This is a genomic window from Xanthomonas sp. MUS 060 (assembly GCF_000963215.1).
Classification (GTDB): domain Bacteria; phylum Pseudomonadota; class Gammaproteobacteria; order Xanthomonadales; family Xanthomonadaceae; genus Xanthomonas_A.
The window spans coordinates 1-3,118 of sequence record NZ_JZIM01000067.1 but is presented as its reverse complement, the minus strand read 5'-3'; the positions used below and the strand labels follow the sequence as shown (position 1 = coordinate 3,118).

Sequence of the window (3,118 nt, the reverse complement as noted above, 5' to 3'; positions counted from 1 at the left end):
TGCAGTAAGACGCACTTAGCAAGAATCCCCGAGCGAGTAAGACGCACTTAGCAAGAATCCCCGAGCGATGTCTTTTTTCATTTCCCCGCCTTCCTGTCCATGGCCTTAGTGGCTGTAATGTATTATAAGTGCCTTATGTTTAGGTAGACATTTATATGTGATTTTTGAGGAGGGCAAGGCTTATCTATCAATATTATTTAAGCGACTAGTGCGCGCTGAGTCACTTTTCCAGCGGCCCCAATAGCAAAGATCAGTTTGCTACATATTTGATTGGCGATAATTTCCTTAATTAAAAATAATATCAGTATAAAATCCATGAGGAATATTAAAAACATTCCAGCTTCGGATGACCGATTAACGACCGAAAGTGAAAATGGAAATCCCGTCATGCAGATACCCCATATCCAGGATACAGCGCGCGTGGCAGATGCCTGGCGCAATGGGTGTGCCGGGCACTTGAATGCCCACACAACTGCGCCCACTGCCGACGAGGGCTGGGGGCGTCCTAACGCTGATTCGGGGATGGGGTGCCTGCTCAAGCCATGGTCCTTATGCGCAGGTGATGCCGATGTGCCAACCGTTGTCTTACTGGATACGACATTGTGCCGGGGCTGTCAAACGCACGGCCATCTGGGGGATGCGGCAAACATTCCAGCTTCGGATGACCGATTAACGACCGAAAGTGAAAATGGAAATCCCGTCATGCAGATACCCCATATCCAGGATACAGCGCGCGTGGCAGATGCCTGGCGCAATGGGTGTGCCGGGCACTTGAATGCCCACACAACTGCGCCCACTGCCGACGAGGGCTGGGGGCGTCCTAACGCTGATTCGGGGATGGGGTGCCTGCTCAAGCCATGGTCCTTATGCGCAGGTGATGCCGATGTGCCAACCGTTGTCTTACTGGATACGACATTGTGCCGGGGCTGTCAAACGCACGGCCATCTGGGGGATGCGGCGTGCGCTTATGAGTCCGGCACTGGATCACTGTACTTGCCGGAAGTCGTTACGCCGCTCCTTTCACGCGCTCGGCCACATGCAGTCCGCCCAATCCCAGCATGCCGAGCGTGAGGGTGGCGAGCGGTCCAATGTCGAGTGAGGGCAGGTTGAGAGGATGGCCGACGGCGGCGGCCACCGCGTTGGTGAGTGGCCCGCCGACGAAGTTCCAGCAATATCCTGCGACGCAGACCCAGCCCAGCCCACCGCGCCAGTGTTGCAGAGGGTCGGAACTCTGCGCTTCGGCCTTGTCGATGTCGGTCTGCGTTTGAATGAGCGCCAGCGTTGCCGCCAACTTAGCCTTGTCCTCCTCTGTCTTGTCGGGGAAGAACATCCCGATGATGCTTTTGGCGGCTTCCGCCGCCGTACCGATGCCGCTGATGTCCATGGTGCCTCTCCTCAAGCGTGGCAGGCGACAGGTTCGCAACCCTGTGCCCATTGATAGCTGACGATGTGGTCCCCGCTGCCGACGAATGCGATCAGTCTGGTCAGCGTCACGCGGCTGTCGAGGATCGCAAGTTGAGCGCCCCCGTCGTCGTTGACCAGCGCTCCGTAGCGGCTACCGACCAGCGTGCATCCATGTACCTGGGTTTCCATGCCTTGAGCTACATTGCCGGCAAAATTTCCGCAGTGGATCAGGCAGTTACCTGGGTTTCCATGCCTTGAGCTACATTGCCGGCAAAATTTCCGCAGTGGATCAGGCAGTTCTTCCGTCCGTGCTTGTCCTCCAGGCGCAGTACGTCGCAGTCGAGGTGATCGGAGTGCCAGATCGTGGCGCTGTAGTGGTCGTTCATGATGCAGGACACGCCTGGCGCGTTGTCCTTCCGTCCGTGCTTGTCCTCCAGGCGCAGTACGTCGCAGTCGAGGTGATCGGAGTGCCAGATCGTGGCGCTGTAGTGGTCGTTCATGATGCAGGACACGCCTGGCGCGTTGTCTTGCCATGGCAGTTCCAGGGTGTCGCAGGTAAATGCATGGCCAGCATCGTTCGTGGCGACCAACTCGCCGGGAGGGCGTGCCATTGGGTGTGGAGTGTTTTCGGGTGATTACGATGTTCATTTGAAGCTTCCGCTCTTGGTAAAGGTATAGCCGGCCAGCGCGAGCAGGCCGGCGATCAGGATGCGTTTTGTCCAGCCCACCACGCCGCGTCCTATCACGCGTTCGAACTGAGCCTGTAGTGCGTCGGACAGTGCTTGAGACAGCAAAGGCGCGGATTTTTCGAATGCCTCGCACAGCGCGTCCGCCAATGCCTGTCGGTCGCTTTCCGACAGCACGCCGCAGGCATGGCGTGTCGTTTTTAGGCTANTGCAAAGGCCAGTGTTAGTGGGCGGTCAGCCCTATCGTGGGTAGCGCCCCTCGCGTAGCCACTTGACGGCGATCCACTTCTCGCCGTCGATGACCGCATTGCCGCCGTGTAGCGTCAGAGGATCGGGCTGGTCGTCTGCCGTGCGGTAAGAGAAAAAGCAGGCATTGCCCTGGACGGCTGCCACCTTGATGCCTGCACGGGGGAACTCCGTCTCCCCGCCGAGGGGAACGGTGTTCAGATAGACGATCAACGTGGCGATGCGTTGCCCGCCCAATTCCGGTCGGACGATGTTGGCCGAGCTTGGACTCTCCGGTGGAAAGTAGTCCCAATGCGGGATGTAGTGCTGTCCCGGCAGGTAGTGCAGCACCTGCAGACCTTCGCCAACGTGGCGATGCGTTGCCCGCCCAATTCCGGTCGGACGATGTTGGCCGAGCTTGGACTCTCCGGTGGAAAGTAGTCCCAATGCGGGATGTAGTGCTGTCCCGGCAGGTAGTGCAGCACCTGCAGACCTTCGCCGTTTTCCACTGGGATGCCGGTGAGTTCGGCGATGCGCTGCTCGATGTTGGCCACAAGCGCCACTTCTGCGCGCGAAAAATGGCAACCGGAACTGGTACGTGTCTCATCGATGCGCGTCCCCTGCGCGTGATGCACGACGAAAATGGCAACCGGAACTGGTACGTGTCTCATCGATGCGCGTCCCCTGCGCGTGATGCACGACGGAGCGCCTAGCACGACGACGTTGGGAGACTGGGATCAGATCGCGGCAATCGACTTGGTCCAAAAATCCGCCTAGCACGACGACGTTGGGAGACTGGACCG

5 protein-coding genes are annotated in these 3,118 nt (G+C 58.4%); all 5 read right to left on the bottom strand.

Features of this window, described 5'->3' with window-relative positions; all coding sequences use genetic code 11:
- Positions 1-1,006: 1,006 nt before the first annotated feature.
- The 5 genes from XANALMUS060_RS16835 to XANALMUS060_RS16815 all read right to left on the bottom strand — a co-directional run bounded on the left by XANALMUS060_RS16835 (position 1,007) and on the right by XANALMUS060_RS16815 (position 2,762).
- Complete coding sequence (locus tag XANALMUS060_RS16835; RefSeq protein ID WP_045726735.1) at positions 1,007-1,384, bottom strand: 3TM-type holin; 378 nt, start codon at positions 1,382-1,384, stop codon at positions 1,007-1,009.
- A gap of 11 nt (positions 1,385-1,395) precedes the next feature.
- The gene (locus XANALMUS060_RS16830) at positions 1,396-1,593 is read right to left on the bottom strand and encodes a hypothetical protein (RefSeq protein WP_045739421.1); all 198 of its coding nucleotides are present in this window, start codon (positions 1,591-1,593) and stop codon (positions 1,396-1,398) included.
- A gap of 38 nt (positions 1,594-1,631) precedes the next feature.
- Positions 1,632-2,015 carry a DUF5675 family protein gene (locus XANALMUS060_RS16825; RefSeq protein ID WP_045739420.1) on the bottom strand — a complete coding sequence of 128 codons (384 nt, stop codon included), beginning with the start codon at positions 2,013-2,015 and terminating at the stop codon, positions 1,632-1,634.
- Between the two features lie 33 nt (positions 2,016-2,048).
- Entirely contained in the window at positions 2,049-2,267 is a 219-nt protein-coding gene (locus XANALMUS060_RS16820; RefSeq protein ID WP_045739419.1) for a hypothetical protein, read from the bottom strand.
- A 63-nt stretch (positions 2,268-2,330) separates the two neighbouring features.
- Positions 2,331-2,762: a 2OG-Fe(II) oxygenase gene (locus XANALMUS060_RS16815; protein ID WP_052688272.1), complete on the bottom strand. Its 432-nt coding sequence runs from the start codon at positions 2,760-2,762 to the stop codon at positions 2,331-2,333.
- Between the last annotated feature and the right edge of the window lie 356 nt (positions 2,763-3,118).

Coding starts and splice junctions, on each gene's coding strand:
- XANALMUS060_RS16830 (WP_045739421.1), bottom strand. CDS start 1,593: ATGGAAACCCAGGTACATGGATGCACGCTGGTCGGTAGCCGCTACGGA.
- XANALMUS060_RS16835 (WP_045726735.1), bottom strand. CDS start 1,384: ATGGACATCAGCGGCATCGGTACGGCGGCGGAAGCCGCCAAAAGCATC.
- XANALMUS060_RS16825 (WP_045739420.1), bottom strand. CDS start 2,015: ATGGCACGCCCTCCCGGCGAGTTGGTCGCCACGAACGATGCTGGCCAT.